The sequence below is a fragment of the Atlantibacter subterraneus genome, assembly GCF_007570865.1.
Classification (GTDB): domain Bacteria; phylum Pseudomonadota; class Gammaproteobacteria; order Enterobacterales; family Enterobacteriaceae; genus Atlantibacter; species Atlantibacter subterraneus.
In genome coordinates this window covers 298,982-316,759 of record NZ_VLPS01000005.1, presented here as the reverse complement: position 1 = coordinate 316,759, position 17,778 = coordinate 298,982, and the positions used below count along the sequence as shown (strand labels likewise).

The 17,778-nt window shown below is 58.2% G+C and carries 16 protein-coding genes; 7 read left to right on the top strand and 9 right to left on the bottom strand.

Annotation, left to right across the window (positions count from 1 at the left end; all coding sequences use genetic code 11):
• Positions 1-16: 16 nt before the first annotated feature.
• Positions 17-1,249 (bottom strand): multidrug efflux MFS transporter MdtM, encoded by a 1,233-nt coding sequence (mdtM, locus tag FND52_RS11290; protein WP_144130853.1) that lies wholly within the window; start codon positions 1,247-1,249, stop codon positions 17-19.
• A 113-nt stretch (positions 1,250-1,362) separates the two neighbouring features.
• Between mdtM and FND52_RS11285 the strand changes: the two genes are divergently transcribed.
• From FND52_RS11285 to FND52_RS11270, 4 genes are all read left to right on the top strand, one after another.
• Complete coding sequence (locus FND52_RS11285; protein ID WP_125293072.1) at positions 1,363-2,079, top strand: GntR family transcriptional regulator; 717 nt, start codon at positions 1,363-1,365, stop codon at positions 2,077-2,079.
• Between the two features lie 196 nt (positions 2,080-2,275).
• Positions 2,276-3,253, top strand: a complete 978-nt coding sequence (gene fraB / locus FND52_RS11280; RefSeq protein ID WP_125293073.1) for a 6-phosphofructose-aspartate deglycase — start codon at positions 2,276-2,278, stop codon at positions 3,251-3,253.
• A gap of 63 nt (positions 3,254-3,316) precedes the next feature.
• Complete coding sequence (locus tag FND52_RS11275) at positions 3,317-4,162, top strand: fructoselysine 6-kinase (protein WP_125317943.1); 846 nt, start codon at positions 3,317-3,319, stop codon at positions 4,160-4,162.
• A gap of 61 nt (positions 4,163-4,223) precedes the next feature.
• Complete coding sequence (locus tag FND52_RS11270) at positions 4,224-5,543, top strand: anaerobic C4-dicarboxylate transporter family protein (protein ID WP_144130851.1); 1,320 nt, start codon at positions 4,224-4,226, stop codon at positions 5,541-5,543.
• A gap of 42 nt (positions 5,544-5,585) precedes the next feature.
• Here the strand turns inward: FND52_RS11270 and FND52_RS11265 are convergent, their stop codons facing one another.
• Positions 5,586-6,038 (bottom strand): DUF1198 family protein, encoded by a 453-nt coding sequence (locus FND52_RS11265; protein WP_125293078.1) that lies wholly within the window; start codon positions 6,036-6,038, stop codon positions 5,586-5,588.
• Between the two features lie 197 nt (positions 6,039-6,235).
• Here FND52_RS11265 and tsr point away from each other — a divergent pair, with 197 nt between their 5' ends.
• Positions 6,236-7,903: a methyl-accepting chemotaxis protein gene (tsr, locus tag FND52_RS11260; RefSeq protein WP_144130849.1), complete on the top strand. Its 1,668-nt coding sequence runs from the start codon at positions 6,236-6,238 to the stop codon at positions 7,901-7,903.
• A gap of 44 nt (positions 7,904-7,947) precedes the next feature.
• Here tsr and fic read toward each other — a convergent pair whose 3' ends face one another.
• From fic to lsrA, 7 genes are all read right to left on the bottom strand, one after another.
• On the bottom strand, positions 7,948-9,024 hold the full coding sequence (gene fic, locus FND52_RS11255) for a protein adenylyltransferase Fic (RefSeq protein ID WP_144130847.1): 1,077 nt from the start codon (positions 9,022-9,024) through the stop codon (positions 7,948-7,950).
• 149 nt (positions 9,025-9,173) lie between these two features.
• The gene (gene lsrG / locus FND52_RS11250) at positions 9,174-9,473 is read right to left on the bottom strand and encodes a (4S)-4-hydroxy-5-phosphonooxypentane-2,3-dione isomerase (protein WP_125293081.1); all 300 of its coding nucleotides are present in this window, start codon (positions 9,471-9,473) and stop codon (positions 9,174-9,176) included.
• Positions 9,470-10,360, bottom strand: coding sequence for a 3-hydroxy-5-phosphonooxypentane-2,4-dione thiolase (gene lsrF, locus FND52_RS11245; protein ID WP_144130845.1), 891 nt, complete (start codon positions 10,358-10,360; stop codon positions 9,470-9,472). Before lsrF ends, lsrG begins: the two co-directional genes overlap by 4 nt.
• An 11-nt stretch (positions 10,361-10,371) precedes the next feature.
• Positions 10,372-11,388: an autoinducer 2 ABC transporter substrate-binding protein LsrB gene (lsrB, locus tag FND52_RS11240; protein ID WP_144130843.1), complete on the bottom strand. Its 1,017-nt coding sequence runs from the start codon at positions 11,386-11,388 to the stop codon at positions 10,372-10,374.
• 1 nt (position 11,389) lies between these two features.
• Positions 11,390-12,394 carry an autoinducer 2 ABC transporter permease LsrD gene (lsrD, locus tag FND52_RS11235; protein ID WP_144130842.1) on the bottom strand — a complete coding sequence of 335 codons (1,005 nt, stop codon included), beginning with the start codon at positions 12,392-12,394 and terminating at the stop codon, positions 11,390-11,392.
• Positions 12,395-13,432, bottom strand: coding sequence for an autoinducer 2 ABC transporter permease LsrC (gene lsrC / locus FND52_RS11230; protein WP_144130840.1), 1,038 nt, complete (start codon positions 13,430-13,432; stop codon positions 12,395-12,397).
• Positions 13,429-14,928, bottom strand: coding sequence for an autoinducer 2 ABC transporter ATP-binding protein LsrA (lsrA, locus tag FND52_RS11225; protein WP_144130838.1), 1,500 nt, complete (start codon positions 14,926-14,928; stop codon positions 13,429-13,431). The genes lsrC and lsrA overlap by 4 nt, the downstream gene beginning before the upstream one ends.
• Before the next feature lie 218 nt (positions 14,929-15,146).
• On the opposite strand from lsrA, the gene lsrR reads away from it, so the two are divergent.
• Both lsrR and lsrK read left to right on the top strand, forming a co-directional pair.
• Positions 15,147-16,115, top strand: coding sequence for a transcriptional regulator LsrR (gene lsrR / locus FND52_RS11220; protein WP_125293087.1), 969 nt, complete (start codon positions 15,147-15,149; stop codon positions 16,113-16,115).
• Between the two features lie 43 nt (positions 16,116-16,158).
• Entirely contained in the window at positions 16,159-17,745 is a 1,587-nt protein-coding gene (lsrK, locus tag FND52_RS11215) for an autoinducer-2 kinase (protein ID WP_125293088.1), read from the top strand.
• The last annotated feature ends 33 nt before the right edge of the window (positions 17,746-17,778 follow it).

Sequence of the window (17,778 nt, the reverse complement as noted above, 5' to 3'; positions counted from 1 at the left end):
GTTTCCGAAACCCGCGCTACGCCAGCGCGGTTTCGCGCTCGCGCACCCGTTTTAACAGCCCTGCCAGGAAGTACACCACAATCACGCCTGCCACCACCGAAAGCAGATGAAACGGCAGCCGTCCGCCCGCATGGAAGTAAATCCAGCGCGCCGCTTCTACGGCTGCCGCGCTTGTGCTCAGCACCACAATATTCAGCGAGGCGGAAACCGTGCCTTTCGGCAAGTCATTGGAAAATAGCGTAAAGCGGTACAGCGTCGGGAAAATCAGCCCGATCCCGAAAGCGTAGAAACTGGTGCCGAGTACCGACCACAGCCAGACGTGTGGAGACAAAATATTGCCCGCGATCAGCAGCCCCAGCCCGGTGAGCTGGATCGGAATAGCGCTCCAGATAAAGCGCGGCGTGGTGGGGTCTTTAATAAATTTCACTACCAGCATATTGGCGACGATCACCGCGCCGAAAATCGGCACCTGGGTCCAGGCGTACTGCGAGGTACTTAGTCCGCCGTCGTCGATCAGGATCACCGGTGAAACCGCCACCCAGGTCATCAGCGGGATATAGCTTAGCGACAGCGTGGCCGCGCCGGTCAGGAAGATGCGGTTGCGAAACACGCCTTTAAAATCCTGCCAGACGCCCGCCACGCGAAACGGCGCGCCGCGTTCCTTAATGGTCTCTGGCATGGTGAACAGCAGGCCCAGCCAGGCGATAAACCCCATCGCCGCAATGATGGCAAACAGCACTTTCCAGTGGACGAACTGCATCAGCGCCGCGCCGGACAGCGGGCCGACCACCGGGGCCACCAGCACCACTGAGGTGATAATCGCCATCAGCTTGATGGATTTGGTCTGGCCGTAGGCTTCCTGTACCGTCACATAGCCCACGGTGGCGATAAAGCAGATACTGGTGCCCTGAATAAAGCGCGCCGCGAGAAACTGTTCCATCGAGGTGGTGAACAGCGTGGCGGCGCAGGCGAGGGTAAAGATCAGCGCGCCGGTGAGCAGCACCGGGCGGCGGCCAATCCGGTCAGACAGCGGGCCGAGCAGCCACTGCAACGCCATTCCGCCCGCCATATACAGGCTGACAGATGCCGGAGCCAGGCTAACGTCGGCGTTAAATTCCCGCACCACGTGGATGATCCCCGGCTGGATCATATCGGTGGTGAGATAGGCGGCGAAATCGTACAAAATGAGCGCCATCGGGAAGAATAGCGAGCTGGCGTGCCGGGCCCAAAATGCGGAATTCCATTGCATACTGTCTTTCTCCTTGCTGACTAACCCTCAGCTACAGTGTAGCCATAAGCAAATTGTTGTATATTGTAAACCATGCGCTGTCGGGCTTATGACAATACAAAAGGATACATAACGTGAATCTGCCGGATACCTCTAGTGCCAAACCGCTGTATAAGCAGCTTGAAGAAGCTCTCAAAGAGGCGATTCTCAGCGGCGAGTATCAGCCGGGGCAGCAGATCCCCACCGAAAACGATCTCAGCGCCAGCTGGCAGGTAAGTCGCGTGACGGTGCGTAAAGCGCTGGATGCGCTGACGCGAGAAAACTTTCTCACCCGGGTATCAGGTAAAGGGACATTCGTTTCCGGCGAGAAGTTCCAGCGCAGCATGACCGGCATCATGAGCTTCAGCGAGCTGTGCCGCTCCCAGGGCCGCCGCCCCGGTTCGCGCACCATCAAGTCGGTGTTTGAAGCCTGCGACGAAGAGACCCGCGCCAAACTGAACATTCCCGAGGGAGAAAAAGCGGTGGTGATTGAGCGTATCCGCTATGCCGACGACGTGCCGGTATCGCTGGAAACGGTCTGGTTCCCTCCGCAGTTCGCCGCGCTGCTGAATGAAGATCTCAACAGTCATTCGCTGTACGACACCCTGCGCGACAAGCATGGTCTGTGGTTTACCCACTCCAGCAAAACCATCGAACTGGTGTATGCCAGTTTTGAGGTGGCCCATTACCTTGGCGTCGCCAGCCGCTATCCGCTGATCTCGATTAAAAGCGAGATGATTGATAACAAAGGCGAAATGTCCTGCATTTCTCATCAGCTGATCGTAGGCGACAAACTGCGTTTTACCGTCTGACCCCCATTTTTCATCGTTGATCGTTACGCCGTTACAGCGTAAATCGGGATCTGCATCGCGGATCCCGATTTTTTTGTCGGGTCACTCGTTGATCTAAATGTATGCCAATGTTATACATCTATAACAATACATTTAGATACATTGATTGGCGCGCGGCTGTCTCGCGGTTAACGTCAGAAACGACCCAAGGGGAAAAGTGATGAGTATTAAAGAAATCATTAGCGGCATCGTTGAAAGCAAAGCGGAGAAGGGCGGGATCACTCATGTGTATTATGTCGCCTGCGGCGGCTCGTATGCGGCGTTTTACCCGGCGAAAGCCTTCCTGGAAAAAGAAGCCACTAAGGTCACCGTCGGGTTGTACAACAGCGGCGAATTTATCAATAACCCGCCAGTGGCGCTGGGCGATAACGCGGTAGTGGTGGTCGCGTCCCACAAAGGCAACACTCCGGAAACCATTAAAGCGGCAGAGCTGGCCCAGAGCCGCGGCGTGCCGGTTATTGGCCTGACCTGGGTGACCGACTCCCCGCTGGTGGCCCACTGCGATTTCGTAGAAACCTACAGCTTTGGCGACGGCAAAGACATCGCCGAAGAGAAAACCCTTAAGGGCCTGATCACCGCGGTAGAAATCCTCAACCAGACCGAAGGTTATGCCCATTACGAGGATTTCCAGGACGGCCTGAGCAAAATCAACCGCATCGTTTACCGCGCGTGGGATCATTTGCAGAACCGCGCCCAGGCGTTCGCCCAGGAATACAAAGACGACAAAGTCATCTACACCATGGCGAGCGGCGCGGGTTACGGCGCGGCCTATTTGCAGAGCATCTGCATCTTTATGGAAATGCAGTGGATCCACTCCGCCTGCATCCACAGCGGCGAGTTCTTCCACGGCCCGTTCGAAATCACCGATGCCAACACGCCGTTCTTCTTCCAGTTCTCTGAAGGCAGCACCCGTGCGGTGGACGAGCGCGCCCTGAACTTCCTGAAAAAATATGGCCGCCGTATCGAAGTGGTGGACGCCAAAGAGCTGGGCCTTTCCACCATCAAGCCGACAGTGATCGATTACTTCAACCATTCACTGTTCAATAACGTTTACCCGGTTTATAACCGTGCGCTGGCCGAGATCCGCCAGCATCCGTTAACGACCCGCCGCTACATGTGGAAGGTCGAATATTAATCACGCCAGGATTTGAAGCAGGGGCAGGGACGCCCGGTTTATCGCTATCAACAAGGAATAATGATGGACATTAAGGTGATTGGCATTGGTGATAATGTCGTTGATAAATATCTTCATTCCGGCGTGATGTACCCCGGCGGCAACGCGCTCAACTTCGCGGTATATGCCCGGCTGGCGGGCTGTGAAAGCGCGTTTCTCGGCGCTTTCGGCAACGATGCCGCCGCGCAGCATGTGCGGGATACCTTGCAGGAACTGAAAATAGACTGTCAGCGCTCTCGCCACTATATCGGTGAAAACGGCTATGCCTGTATCCGGCTGGTGGATGGCGACAGGGAATTTGTCACCAGTAATAAAAACGGCGTATTACGGGAACATCCGCTGCAATTATCCGATGACGACCTCGATTATATTGCCCAATTCGATGCGGTGCACTCCAGTATTAACGGATTTCTCGAATCTGAATTAGCAAAAATTAAACAACGCAATGTCACCCTGTCGTTTGATTTTTCCGGACGTGGGACTGACGACTATTTTAAACAGGTTTGCCCGTGGGTGGATTACGGATTTATTTCCTGTGGGGCGTTATCGGTCGAAGAGACCATTAATAAGATTTATAAATTTTACGATTACGGCTGTAAACATGTTATCGCCACGCGCGGGCATGAAAAGGTGTATTACTATGCCGGAAATAAACTCATCGAATGGCAACCGGTTTATATTCAACCCGTCGATACCCTCGGCGCGGGCGATGCTTTTTTAACCGGCTTTATGCTGTCCATTCTGGCATGCGGTAAACCTCAACCGGAACACGACGATATTATTCGCGCCATGACGGCAGGCGGGAAATCAGCCAGCCGGGTATTACATCATTATGGCGCGTTTGGCTTTGGTAAACCGTATTCCGGCTAATTGCCTCTCACCGATTACATAAAAACATAACTGGAATTCACTCCATTATCCGGGGGTAAGTATGTTCTGGACAGAATTGTGTTTTATCCTTGTAGCCCTGATGTTTGGCGCCCGTATTGGCGGCGTATTTTTAGGTATGGTTGGCGGCCTTGGCGTTGGCGTGCTGGTATTTGGTTTTGGCCTGACGCCCTCGTCGCCACCCATCGACGTTATTTTAATTATTCTCTCGGTGGTATTAGCGGCATCGTCATTACAGGCGTCCGGCGGGCTGGATTTATTAGTCCGGCTGGCGGAAAAAATGCTGCGCCGCCATCCGCGCTATATCACGCTGCTGGCCCCGTTTATCTGCTATATCTTCACCTTTATGTCCGGCACCGGGCACGTGGTGTATAGCCTGCTGCCGGTGATCTCCGAAGTGGCGCGTGATTCCGGGATTCGCCCGGAACGTCCGCTGTCGATTTCCGTGATCGCGTCTCAGCAGGCGATCACCGCCAGCCCGATTTCGGCGGCCATGGCGGCGATGATTGGCCTGATGGCCCCGTTCGGCATTTCCATTTCCACCATCATGATGATTTGCGTCCCGGCGACGCTGATTGGCGTGGCGGCGGGAGCCATCGCTACCTTTAATAAAGGCAAAGAGCTGAAGGACGATCCGGAATACCAGCGTCGCCTGGCGGAAGGGCTTCTCAAGCCGATTGGCAAAGCGGAGCGCAGCGCCGAAATCGCGCCGCGCGCCAAACTCTCGGTGCTGCTGTTCCTGACCGGTGCGGTGGTAATTGTGCTGCTGGGGCTGGTGCCAGGCCTGCGTCCGCTGGTCGACACCGCCAAAGGGCTGCAACCGCTCTCGATGTCGGCGGCGATCCAGATTGTGATGCTCTCCTTCGCCTGCCTGATTGTGCTGCTGTGCCGCCCGCCGGTGGATCAAATCCTCAGCGGCAGCGTGTTTCGCGCCGGTGCGCTGGCCATCGTCTGCGCCTTTGGCCTGGCGTGGATGAGCGAAACCTTCGTCAGCAGCCATATCGACCTGATCAAATCCGAAGTGCAGGTGCTGTTGCAGGAACATACCTGGCTTATCGCCATCATGATGTTCTTTGTCTCGGCGATGGTCAGCAGCCAGGCGGCGACGACGCTGATCCTGCTGCCGCTGGGGCTGGCGCTCGGATTACCGGCGTACGCGCTGATTGGCTCGTGGCCTGCGGTGAACGGCTATTTCTTTATCCCGGTGGCCGGGCAGTGCCTCGCGGCGCTGGCCTTTGACGATACCGGCACCACCCGCATCGGCAAATATGTGCTTAACCACAGCTTTATGCGCCCCGGCCTGGTGAACGTGATTGTCTCGGTGGCGATGGGGTTGATGATCGGCAAGATGGTGTTAGGTTGATTTTATAAACGGCATCCTCAACAGGGGATGCCGTTTATCGATTTAGTGCAGATAAGTCACCGTGCCGTCCGGCACGAACAGCGCGTTGTAGCGCAGCTGGAAGGCGTTAAGCTCGTAGTTATCCAGATCCAGCTCGTGGTAAAAGCGCAGGGCCAGGCGGATTTGCGCGTCGGTCAGCGGGGCGCTTAACCGGCCTTTTTGCAGGATGCGGTGCCAGCGCAGCAGGTTTTGCTCACTGCCGTCGACGATATACGCCTGATAGATCAGCAGCAATTGCGCGGCGTTTTGCAGATGCACTTCATCGGGGCGCGCCAGATACTGAATAAACTCGTGCCCGGCCTGCTTGCCCATCTGGTCGATCATCGACTCCACCTGCAACGTCTGAATATTGAGACGTTCGCTGAGCCGCCGCACCGCGCGACGCGAATCGGAGGTCAATACCCGAAAACCCACCACAAACACCACCACCAGGGTAGCCAGCATCAACCAAATCATGTTTATTTCCGCCACAAAAGAGAGTGCCTATCATAGGCTAAACCTGTCGGCAGGAAAAATAGCCGTGATGCCCTGATGCGAAAACGAAAGCTCGCCGCCGCTCAGCGAATAAAAACGTAAGTCCGGGGGTTTCCCCTATAAAGTTTTCCGGGGATTTTCCGATACCCCTTTTTATTTTGTCTCGGGAAACAGTCACCATGCTCAACCGTATCAAAGTCGTCACCAGCCTGCTTATCGTACTGGGGCTCTTTGGCCTCTTACAGTTAACGTCGGGCGGGTTGTTCTTTAACGCGCTGAAAAACGACAAGGAAAACTTCACCGTTCTTCAGACCATCCGTCAGCAGCAGTCCACGCTGAACGCCAGCTGGGTGGCGCTGATCCAGACCCGCAACACCCTGAACCGCGCCGGTATCCGCTACATGATGGATTCCAACCAGATGGGCAGCGGCGCGACCGTGGCGCAGCTGATGCAGATTGCGCAAACTTCGCTGAAGCTGGCGGAAGAGCAGTGGAAAGCCTATGAGGCCCTGCCGCGCGACCCGCGCCAGAGCGAGCAAACCGCGCAGGAAGTGAAGCGCACCTACGATATCTACCATAACGCGCTGGCGGAGCTGATCCAGCTGCTGGGTGCCGGTAAAATCAACGCCTTCTTTGACCAGCCGACCCAGAGCTATCAGGACGGGATGCAGAAAGCCTACGACAGCTACCTGGCCGAGAACGACGGTCTGTACCAGCTGGCGGTAGATGGTAGCAACGACTCCTATAACCTGGCGCTGTGGATCCTGATCGGCGTGCTGGGCACCGTGCTGGCGGTGATGATTGTGGTGTGGATTGGCATCAACAAAGCGTTGATCCACCCGCTGCAACGTCTGCTGGAAAATATCCGCCATATCGCTAACGGCGATCTGGTGCGCGGCATTGACGTCCACGGCACTAACGAGATGGGCCAACTGGCGGCCAGCCTGCGCCATATGCAGGATGAGCTGGCGAAAACCGTGGGCGATGTGCGTACCGGCGCGAACGCTATCTACAGCGGCGCGAGCGAAATCGCCATCGGCAACAACGATCTCTCTTCCCGTACCGAGCAGCAGGCGGCATCGCTGGAAGAAACTGCTGCCAGCATGGAAGAGCTGACCGCAACGGTGAAACAGAACGCCGAGAACGCCCGTCAGGCCAGCCAGCTGGCGCTGAGCGCCTCTGAAACCGCACAGAAGGGCGGTAAAGTGGTGAGCAACGTGGTGCAGACCATGCACGAAATCGCCGGTAGCTCGCAGAAAATTGCCGATATCACCAGCGTGATCGACGGCATCGCCTTCCAGACCAACATCCTGGCGCTGAACGCCGCGGTGGAAGCCGCGCGCGCAGGCGAGCAGGGCCGTGGTTTTGCGGTGGTGGCCGGTGAAGTTCGCAACCTGGCCAGCCGCAGCGCCCAGGCCGCGAAAGAGATCAAAGGCCTGATTGAGGACTCGGTCAGTAAAGTGGAAGTGGGTTCAACGCTGGTAGAAAGCGCGGGCGAAACCATGGGTGAGATTGTTAACGCGGTAACCCGCGTGACCGACATCATGGGTGAAATCGCCTCGGCGTCTGACGAGCAGAGCCGCGGTATCGACCAGGTGGGCCTGGCGGTTGCCGAAATGGACCGCGTGACCCAGCAGAACGCCTCGCTGGTGCAGGAATCCGCCGCTGCCGCTGCGGCGCTGGAAGAACAGGCCAGCCGCCTGACTCAGGCGGTATCGGTATTCCGCATCAACGCCGACGCGCGGGAGATGTCACAGGACGCTACCCCGCCAAAAGCGCCAACCGCGCCGCTGGCGACCCGTAAACCCGCTCTGGCGGATAGCGGCGATAACTGGGAAACGTTTTAACAAGTAGTCCCGGAAGCATCAGGGGTTCACTGCCAGTGAGCCCCTTATTGATTCAGTTCCCGCAGCAGTCTGGTGTTGAGATACAGCTTTTCACGCCCAGCACTCATTTCTTCCAGCACGCCAATTTCTACCAGTTGTTTCAGGTACGTTGACGCCGTCTGGCGTTTAGCCACGCCGCGTTCCACAAGGTTTTCTATGCGGCAATACGGTTGCGCAAACAGCGCCTGGATAAGTTCATGGGTGTAGATTTTCGGCAGCTTCTCACGTACATACTCGGTGGTGTTTGTTATCAGCTCCCGAACAACCGATATTTTGTCGGTGGTCCATCGGGACGTGTTCTCCACCGCCTCCAGCATAAACACAATCCACGCTTCCCAGTCTCCGTGCTCTGTGACCCTGCGCAGGAGGGTGTAGTAATCATCACGCCTCTCCAGGATAAAGCGGGATAAATACAAAATCGGCAGGGAAAGCAAACCCGCCTGAATCAGGTAAAGAATATTCAGGATGCGGCCCGTTCGCCCGTTGCCGTCGGGGAAGGGATAGATGCACTCAAACTGGTAATGTGCGATGGCCATTTTCACCAGCGGATCGACATCATCATCGCCGTGGATGAACCGCTCCCAGTTCGCCAGTAAGTTACGGATGACGTCTTCACCCACCGGCGGCGTGTACACCACGCTATTATTGTGGTCGCGCAATACCGTTCCCGGCGTTTTTCGGATATCGGTTTGCACGGCGCGCAGGTTGGTGCAGATAGCCACCGCTGTGTTTGTACAGAGCGGATAGCTACTCAGGTGGTTATAACCATCATACAGCGCGGTACGATAGCGCAGCGCTTCTTTGGTTGCGGGATCTGCGCCCTCCTCGCGATCGGCATATTGAAACAGACGATCGCTGGTGGTCACGATGTTTTCAATGCGCGAAGAGTCTTTCGCTTCCAACATCGGAAGAATATTGATCAGTAAACCCTGATCGGGGATAAGCTCACCAGCAGTTTTCAGTTCGGCGATGGCAGCTCGGGCGCTGATGCAGGCTTTCAGTACATTACGTGTTTCAATATGTTCCAGATCGGGCGGAATCAGGGGCAAGGCGTTATAGGGTGTTTCCGGGTGCCAGCTCATATGTTTAAAAAAACCGTTTTTATCGACATATCGTCATAATATGTCGATGTGATAAACATGTCACGACCTCATGTTTAAAAAAACGCGTTTTATCGACATATTGCGCAACCGTGCCAACGCGCTTGCCCGTCCATGGGCCGCTTTTCGCCTTACTTCACCTCTGGCAGCAATCCAATAAAACTCCGCTTCTTCCTTGGTTCCGACATCATCGAATCCAGCGCCTCCACGCAGGCCTTGTAGTGCGGCGTTTCTTTATGGGCCAGCACCGCATCGTCGTCCTGATAGGCTTCGTAGATGTAAAACCGCGTTTTTACCTTTGGGTCCTGCAATACGTCAAAACGCAGGTTGCCGGGTTCAGCGATCGCGCCCTCGTGGTTGGCGCGGAACACCGTTAAAAACTCATCCACCCGGTCCGGTTTGATGTTGATCTCAACCAGCGTCACATTCATGCCTTTCCTCCATGTGCTTTTTCTTCCTGCCAGAACTGGTACGCTTCGCGTGCCGACATATTCTCGTGGACCACTTTCTTCACCGCTTTGAGCATGGCGAGCGGAGCTTCGGACTGGAAGATGTTGCGCCCCATGTCCACGCCGCTGGCCCCCTGGTCGATAGCCCGCCAGCACATCTCCAGCGCATCCAGTTCCGGGAGCTTTTTGCCACCCGCGATCACAATCGGCACCGGGCAGCTGGCGGTGACTTTCTCAAAGCCTTGCTCGACGTAGTAGGTTTTGACGAACTGCGCGCCAATCTCGGCGGCGATGCGGCTGGCCAGCGAGAAGTAGCGGGCGTCGCGCGCCATCTCTTTACCCACGCCGGTCACCGCCAGCGTCGGGATGCCGTAGCGCGTTCCTTCGTCCACCAGCTTGATGATGTTGTTGATCGACTGGTGCTCGTATTCGGAGCCGATGTAAATCTGCGCCGCCACCGCACAGGCGTTGAGCCGCAGGGCGTCTTCCATCGCCACCGCCACGCACTCGTTCGACAGTTCCGCCAGAATCGAGTTGCCGCCGGAGGCGCGCAGCACCACCGGCTTATTGGTGGCGGGCGGCACCTGGCTGCGCAAAATGCCGCGGGTACACATCAGCACATCGGTTTCCTGATACAGCGGCGCGATGGACAGATCGATACGCTCCAGCCCGGTGGTCGGGCCCTGGAAATAGCCGTGATCGAACGCCAGCATCACCGTGCGGTTAGTGGCCGGGTTGAAAATCCGCGCCAGACGCGACTGCATCCCCCAATCCAGCGCTCCGCAGCCTTTCAGCGCGAACAGCGTATTCTTCTGGGGTTGCCCAATACCAAAATCTTTGCCGTCCTTGATGTCGTCTAAATCAGCCATTGTCTCCCCCGTCAGAAATCGTATTTGTTGATGTTGTCTTTGGTGAACACCACGCGCTCCGGCAGCAGCACGATGCCGTTGCCTTTGGCTTCGTAGTCGTAACCCTGCACTTTGTTTGGCTCCACTTTCAGGGTGCCGATGTCTTTCACGTCAACGCTGTCGCCAACGTTAAGATCGCCTTTCTTCAGCAGGGTATCTGCCACGTTGACCGCGATTTTGCCCTGTTGCACTACGTCCCACAGGCCGAAGGCCTTCACCGTGCCGCGCTCCACGTAGGGGCGCATCACGTTCGGAGTACTGAACCCGACAATTGCCACGCCGGTGCGCTTAAGGTTTTCCGCCGCCTGGGCCGCCGCCGGCAGCGCGTTAGCGTCCGGCGCGATGATCGCGTCCAGATCCGGGTAAGCTTTTAAGATCCCCTCGGCGGTTTGCAGAGACTTAGTGGCGTCGTTATAGCCAAACTGGGTGGTAACCACTTCCCACTCCGGATGATCTTTGGCGATCTTCGCTTTGGCTTCTTTTACCCACTGGTTTTGATCGGTCACGGTAGGGCTGGAGTAGAAAAACGCGACTTTCGCTTTCGGTTTGGTCACCTGCTTCGAAGCCATCTCCACCAGCATCCCGCCTAACTGCTCCGGCGTGCCCTGGTTGATGTAGATGCTGCGGCATTCCGGCTTGGTGTCCGAGTCCCAGGTCAGCACTTTTACGCCGCGCTGCATGGCGCGTTTCAGGGCAGGGCACAGGCCGTCCGGGGAGACCGCCGACACGATAATCGCGTTGTATCCCTGGTTCACGAAGTTGTTGATCAACTGCACCTGGCCCGACACGCTCGGCTCCGTCGGCCCGTCATAGGTGACGTCTACGCCCAGCGCTTTGCCCGCTTCTTTCGCCCCGTTGCCGCCGCTGGTAAAGAACCCGACGCCGACCAGCTTGGGAATAAAGGCGATGCGATCCGCCGCCTGGGCAGTCACGACGCTCAAGGCCAGTGCCAGAGCACTACATTGCAGCACACGTTTTGCTGTATTCATCTTAAGCTCCTGATTGTTTTATGGCACCGCGGCGAATCTGAACGCGGCGCCATGCCGCACGCAGGGTTTCGCGATGCAAACTCACCGAACGACCAATCACCACCACAATCAACAACGCACCGGACAACGCGCTCGATACCTGATTGGGTATCCCGACCATCTGTAACCCCTGCTGCAAATACCCCACCAGCAACGCCGCCAGCGCCGTACCCACCACAGAACCTGAACCGCCGTAAATATTGGCACCGCCCAGCACCGCCGCCGTCAGCGCGGGCATCAGCAAATCGCGCCCCAAATCCGAACGGGCTGAACCGAAGTAAGAAACCAGAATCACCGCCGCGATGGCCGACGCCAGCCCTACCAGCCCGTAAACGCCGTAAAGCATGCCGTTGACCGGCAGCGCCGCGTAGCGGGCGGCGCGGGCATTTTGCCCGAGTAAAAACAGGTGGCGGCCAAAACGCGCCTGGTGTGCCAGCACCCAGAAAAACAGCGTGATGACGAAGAACATTACCAGCGGCACCGGCAGGCCGAGCAGCGTGGCATTGGCAAACGCGGTGAAGCTGTCCGGGAAGCCGCCGATGCCTTCATAGCCCGTCGCGCCCGCCATTCCGGAAAGCAGCAGCGCGCCGCCGCCGTAGAGGTAAAGCGTGCCGAGGGTGATCACCAGCGGGCTAATGCCGGTGTAGTGAATCAATGCCGCATTGAGGAAGCCGCAGGCCAGCCCGAGCGCCAGGGTTAATACAATCGCCACGCCCATCGGCACGCCGGACTGCATCAGCACGCCCAGCGCGATGGCGCACAGCCCGATGGTCGAGCCGAGGGAAATATCGATCCCGCCGCTGATGATCACCAGCGTCAGCGGCAAGGCCACGATGCCGATGCAGATAAAGTCGCTGGTGCTGAACAGCAGCATATTCACGTCGAGCATGCGCGGGTTCAGTGCGCCGAACAGCAGGATTTCCAGTACCAGCAACGCCAGCAGCGCCAGTTCCCAGTTCACTTTCATTTACGCCACCTCTTTTTTGTTTTTGCGACCGGGAAATGGCGCGACGTTTTTCCGCCCCGACGCCCCCGGAACAAAGCGGCTGTATTTCAGCGCGCGCTGGTGGCGGGTCAGCGCCTGGCGTAGCCGTCCGTCGAGCACCAGTACGCCCAGCAGCACCAGCCCGGCGATAAAGTCGTTCCACCAGGCGGGCAGTTTGAACAGCACCAGAACGGTGTCGATTTGGGTTAAAAAGAACGCGCCGAGGAACGCGCCGATCAGCGTGCCGGTGCCGCCGAGCAGGGAGATCCCGCCCAGCACGCAGGCGGCGATGGCTTTCATCTCCAGCCCGCTGCCGGTCTGATTAGGCACAAAGCCGATTTGCGAGGCGAACAGAATGCCGCCGAGGGCCGCCAGCAGGCCGTTAAAGGTAAAGGCCAGTAGCCGGGTGCGATTCACTGCCACGCCCAGCTTGCGCGCGGCGGCGAGGTTATCGCCTACCGCGTAGAAGTCGCGGCCAAAGGCGGTGCGCGCCAGGATCACGCTGCCCAACGCCACCAGCGCCAGCACCGCGAAGCCGAACGGGGAGACGCCGATAAATACCGGTTCCGACAGTGCTTTCAGGCTCTGCGGTAATCCTTCGATCCATTTTCCGTCGGTCCACAGCAGCATTGCGCCGCGGTACAGTCCCAGTGTGCCGAGGGTGGCGACAATCGCCGGGATGCGCAGCCACACCACCAGCACGCCGTTGAAAAACCCGCACAGCGCGCCGATGGCAAACGCGAAGCCCATCGCCAGCGGCAGGCTGTAGCCCTGATTCAGCGCCACGCCGACGGCAATCGCGCACAAGCCGACCGTCGACCCCACCGACACGTCAATATTGCGCGTCAGCATCACCATCGCCGCGCCCATTGCCAGCAGGATCAAAATCTGCGAGCTGGAAAAAATCATCGCCAGCGTCTGGGCGCTGAAATAGCTGTGATTCAGGCCCACCAGCACGCCGAACAGCGCCACAATGGCCAGAAACGCGGTCAGTTCACGGTTACGCAGCAGCATCTTCACGGACGTTGTCCTCCAAAGGCCAGTTTCATCATCCGGTCAGGCGAAATAGCGTCGCGCGCCAGTTCCCCGCTGAGTTCCCCCTGGTGCATCACCAGCACCCGGTCCGCCAGCCCCGGAAATTCGTCCACGTCAGAGGAGATCATCAGCACCGCCACGTTTTGCGCCGCCACGCTTTTGATCAGCTGATAGATATCGGCGCGGGCGGAGACATCCACGCCACGGGTCGGCTCATCAATAATCAGCAGCAGCGGATTGGCTTCCAGGCAGCGCGCCAGCAGCACTTTTTGCTGATTGCCGCCGGAGAGGGTGCGCACAATTTGGTTCGGATGATTGAGTTTGATGCCCAGCGCCCGGTGATAGCGCTCGACCACTGCGTCCTCACGCTTCGGCTGTTGCCACAGCGACGGCTCGTTGAGCGCCACGGTGTTCCAGCGGATGGGGGCATCGAGAAACAGTCCGGAGACCTGGCGATCTTCCGGCAGGTACACCAGCCCGCGTTCGAGACGCGCGCGGATCGGCGTAGAGGTGATGTCATGATTTTCCAGCCAGACGCGCCCGCCGCGCGCCGGACGCAGGCCGTATAATGTCTCCGCCAGTTCGGTGCGTCCGGAACCCACCAGGCCCGCCAGCCCGACAATCTCTCCGGCGCGCACTTCAAAACTGAGATCGAGAAAGCCCTCGCCGGTCAGTTCATCCACCCGCAGCACCGGGAAGTCCTGCGGCTGGGTGCGGCGGTTGCCCGGCAGCGCCAGCCACAGCTTTTGGGTGTCGCTCAGGCTGCGCTCCCGGCTCACCGGGGTCATGGCGTGGATCAGTTCGCTGTCGGTGAGTTGCGCGGTTTCGCCGCTCAGCACCACAGCGCCGTCGCGCATTACCGAGACATGGCTGGCGATGGCGCGAATTTCCGGCAATTTATGGGAGATAAAAATGATCCCCACGCCCGCGGATTGCAGCGCGCGGATCTGGCGGAATAACCGATCGGTTTCCCCTGGCGTCAGCGAAGCGGTCGGTTCATCAAGAATCAAAATTTTGGCGTTGCGCATCAGGCCGCGCAGGATCTCCACCATCTGCTGATCCGCCACTTCCAGCGTGCTGGCGGACGCCTGTAAATTGAGATGGCAATCGAGCTGGGCCAGTTTTTCTGACAGCTGCTGCGCAATCTTTTTATCGTTCGGCAGGCGGAACAGAATGTTTTCCTGCACGGTGAGGTTGGGGAACAGCATCGGCTCCTGCGGCACCAGATAGATCCCCAGGCCGTGTGCCTGTTGTGGCGAAAGCCGGGTAAACGGCTGCCCTTCAATCAGTATCACGCCGCTGTCAGCGGTTTCTACGCCCGCGACAATTTTCATCAGCGTCGACTTGCCCGCGCCGTTACCGCCCATCAGGGCATGCACCTGCCCGGAAAGCAGCGTGAAATCAATCGACTTCAGTACGCTCACCCCGGAGAACTGTTTACTTATCGCCTGCACATTCAGTAACGGGTCTGGATTCGTCATCGCCACTCCGAAAAATGAACAAATGATTTTTTAAATCTACAATGTTCAAAAAGCGTAGACGGTGAACTATATTTACAACCGTGCAGGGATCACATTTTCAGGCATAATCTGGTCGCACAGCTAAACGGAATAAAAAATGATCTTTTTGCCGGGCATCTCACAGTTTCAGACCAGGCAGGATCGAACACATGATCTAAATTTCAATAAGAGTTCAGCTTATGAGCGAAAAACGAAGCGATGAGGGACGGTATGCCGGTATCGCAATGGCCGAAGAAGAGCTACTGGCACGGGTGGCGTGGTGCTACTACCACGACGGGTTGACTCAAAACGATATCGGCGAACGGCTGGGGTTGCCGCGACTGAAGATTTCACGCCTGTTAGAGAAAGGCCGCCAGTCGGGGGTGATCCGGGTGCAAATCAACTCGCGGTACGAAGGCTGCCTGGCACTGGAAACCGCGCTGGCACAGCGTTTCGGGTTACGGCTGGCGCGAGTGCTGCCGGCGCTGAACACGCCGCCGATGAACACACGGCTGGGGATTGGCGCGGCGCAGTCGCTGATGGGCGTGCTGGAGCCGGGGCAACTGCTGGCGGTGGGATTTGGCGAAGCCACCATGAGCTGCTTGCAACACTTAAGCGGGTTTATCAGTTCCCAGCAGATCCGACTGGTGACGCTGTCGGGCGGGGTAGGGCCATATATGACCGGCATCGGCCAGCTTGATGCAGCCTGTAGCGTCAGCATTATTCCCGCGCCGCTGCGGGTGTCGTCGCCGGAAGTGGCGGAGATTTTAAAGCGCGAATCCAGCGTGCGCGATGTGCTGCTGGCCGCCAGCGCCGCCGACGTGGCGGTGGTGGGCATCGGGTCGGTGAGCCAGAAACGCGATGCGACGATCCTGCGCTCCGGTTATATCAGCGAAGGCGAGCAGTTGATGTACGCCCGTAAAGGCGCGGTAGGCGACATTCTCGGTTATTTCCTGCAGGCCGACGGCGAACAGGTTGACGATCTGCCGATCCACCGCGAGCTGCTGGGCATCTCCCTGAATGAGCTGGCCCAGTTGCCCACCATCGTGGGCGTGGCGGGCGGAGAAGAGAAAGCCGACGCCATTTATGCCGCCCTGTGCGGCCGCCGTATCAACGGCCTGGTAACAGAAGAAGCGACAGCGCGCGCGGTGCTGGCTCTGGCGGGATAATCCGGAGCTTGCTTCGCGAACCCTAACAGAGCGAGGCAAGCCGATGAGTTACCTTTTAGCGTTAGACGCCGGAACAGGCAGTGTCCGTGCCGTTATCTTTGATTTAGCAGGACGCCAGATTGCCGCAGGTCAGGCGGAATGGACCCACCAGAGCGTGGCGGATGTCCCCGGCTCGATGGAGTTCGATCTCACCACCAACTGGCAGTTAACCTGCCGCTGCATTAAGGAAGCGCTGGTGAAAGCGGGCTTAACCGCCAGCGATATCGCCAGCGTCGCCTGCTGCTCAATGCGCGAAGGGATCGTGCTGTACGATCGCAACGGCGATCCGATCTGGGCCTGCGCTAACGTTGATGCCCGCGCCAGCCATGAAGTCTCCGAACTCAAAGAGATCCACGACTACCAGTTTGAATCCGAGGTGTACCACGTTTCCGGACAGACTCTGGCGCTGAGCGCCATGCCGCGCCTGCTGTGGTTGGCTCACCATCGTCCGGATATTTATCGCCAGGCGGCGACCATCACCATGATCAGCGACTGGCTGGCGGCGAAGCTGTCCGGCGAGCTGGCGGTGGACCCGTCCAACGCGGGCACTACCGGGATGCTGGATTTGCATACCCGCGACTGGCGGCCTGCGCTGTTAGATATGGCCGGGTTGCGCGCGGATATCCTCTCGCCGGTGAAAGAGACCGGTACGGTGCTCGGCGCGGTGACGGCAGATGCGGCGGCGCAGTGCGGATTACGCGAAGGGACGCCGGTGGTGATGGGCGGCGGCGATGTGCAACTGGGCTGTCTCGGGCTTGGCGTGGTACGCGCCGGGCAAACGGCGGTGCTGGGCGGCACTTTCTGGCAGCAGGTCGTGAATCTCCCGGCGGTACGCACCGATCCGCAAATGAACATCCGCGTAAACCCGCACGTTATCCCCGGCATGGTGCAGGCGGAGTCGATCAGCTTTTTCACCGGTTTGACGATGCGCTGGTTCCGCGACGCGTTCTGCGCCGAAGAGAAACTGATCGCCGAGCGGCTCGGCACAGACACCTATGCGCTGCTGGAACAGATGGCAAGCCAGGTGCCGGCGGGTTCTCACGGCGTCATGCCGATTTTCTCTGATGCCATGCACTTTAATAAGTGGTATCACGCGGCCCCGTCGTTTATTAACCTCTCTATCGATGCCGATAAATGTAATAAGGCCACGCTATTCAGGGCACTGGAAGAGAATGCCGCGATTGTCTCGGCCTGCAACCTGGCGCAGATTTCCAGTTTCTCCGGAGTAAAATTCGACGGGCTGGTGTTTGCGGGCGGCGGCTCGAAAGGCGCGCTATGGAGCCAGATTTTAAGCGACGTCACCGGGCTGCCGGTGCGCGTTCCGGAAGTCAAAGAAGCCACCGCGCTGGGCTGTGCCATCGCAGCGGGCGCAGGGGTAGGGCTGTATTCAGATATGGCCAGCGCCGGGGAAAAACTGGTGAGCTGGCAACGGGAATTCACCCCGAATCCCGCGCATCGCGAGCTTTATGACGAGATGATGCAGAAATGGCAGGCGGTGTATGCGGACCAGCTAGGGCTGGTGGACAGCGGACTGACGACATCGCTGTGGCGCGCGCCAGGGCTGGAAAAAAGGCAGGCGTCGGCGTCGTGATACCATGGAATGGCCCGCCCGTATGACGGGCGG

Excerpts from the sequence above, each read along its gene's own strand:
- mdtM (WP_144130853.1), bottom strand. The coding sequence starts at position 1,249 with ATGCAATGGAATTCCGCATTTTGGGCCCGGCACGCCAGCTCGCTATTC.
- FND52_RS11275 (WP_125317943.1), top strand. The coding sequence starts at position 3,317 with ATGGACATTAAGGTGATTGGCATTGGTGATAATGTCGTTGATAAATAT.
- FND52_RS11270 (WP_144130851.1), top strand. The coding sequence starts at position 4,224 with ATGTTCTGGACAGAATTGTGTTTTATCCTTGTAGCCCTGATGTTTGGC.
- FND52_RS11265 (WP_125293078.1), bottom strand. The coding sequence starts at position 6,038 with ATGATTTGGTTGATGCTGGCTACCCTGGTGGTGGTGTTTGTGGTGGGT.
- tsr (WP_144130849.1), top strand. The coding sequence starts at position 6,236 with ATGCTCAACCGTATCAAAGTCGTCACCAGCCTGCTTATCGTACTGGGG.
- fic (WP_144130847.1), bottom strand. The coding sequence starts at position 9,024 with ATGAGCTGGCACCCGGAAACACCCTATAACGCCTTGCCCCTGATTCCG.
- lsrG (WP_125293081.1), bottom strand. The coding sequence starts at position 9,473 with ATGAATGTGACGCTGGTTGAGATCAACATCAAACCGGACCGGGTGGAT.
- lsrF (WP_144130845.1), bottom strand. The coding sequence starts at position 10,360 with ATGGCTGATTTAGACGACATCAAGGACGGCAAAGATTTTGGTATTGGG.
- lsrB (WP_144130843.1), bottom strand. The coding sequence starts at position 11,388 with ATGAATACAGCAAAACGTGTGCTGCAATGTAGTGCTCTGGCACTGGCC.
- lsrD (WP_144130842.1), bottom strand. The coding sequence starts at position 12,394 with ATGAAAGTGAACTGGGAACTGGCGCTGCTGGCGTTGCTGGTACTGGAA.
- lsrA (WP_144130838.1), bottom strand. The coding sequence starts at position 14,928 with ATGACGAATCCAGACCCGTTACTGAATGTGCAGGCGATAAGTAAACAG.
- lsrR (WP_125293087.1), top strand. The coding sequence starts at position 15,147 with ATGAGCGAAAAACGAAGCGATGAGGGACGGTATGCCGGTATCGCAATG.
- lsrK (WP_125293088.1), top strand. The coding sequence starts at position 16,159 with ATGAGTTACCTTTTAGCGTTAGACGCCGGAACAGGCAGTGTCCGTGCC.